Annotated in this window: 1 protein-coding gene; it reads left to right on the top strand. The window is 35.3% G+C overall.

Going from position 1 to position 419, the window contains the following annotated elements:
- The coding region (locus tag E3E36_RS12230) for a hypothetical protein (RefSeq protein ID WP_206203710.1) at positions 1-419 on the top strand (419 nt) is incomplete at both ends.

The raw sequence follows: 419 nt of genomic DNA, 5'->3' as shown, positions 1-419 counted from the left end.
ATTGAATGATATTGATATTCGTTTACAGGATGAGCATGATGCCATTGCAGAAACCCGTGATATATTCAATAAATTAAACGAAGCATTGCAGCAAACAAAAGAGCAGATGCAGTTGGCTGAACAAGACTATCAACAAGCAGAATTAGCATACTCCAACGCTAATGCTCAATACAACGAAGCAAACATTCAATTAACTAAACAACAAAGTAAGATTGATGGTTTGCAACAGGAATTAAGCTTTAAAGAAAAACAATACAGCGATTTACTGATTCAAATCAACAACAGCGAAGAACAATATGCACCAACTGTTGCAGAAGCTGCATTGTGTGCAGCAACATTAAAAGAAACGGAAGAAGCTTTAATTGATTTATTGCGTAATAAAGAAGCAGAAGAATTGAAATTGAATGAAGCAGACCAGG

The sequence above is a fragment of the Thermococcus sp. M36 genome (assembly GCF_012027355.1).
Lineage (GTDB): Archaea > Methanobacteriota_B > Thermococci > Thermococcales > Thermococcaceae > Thermococcus.
Note: the sequence above shows the minus strand (reverse complement) of the source record. Positions and strands in the feature narration are given on the sequence as shown.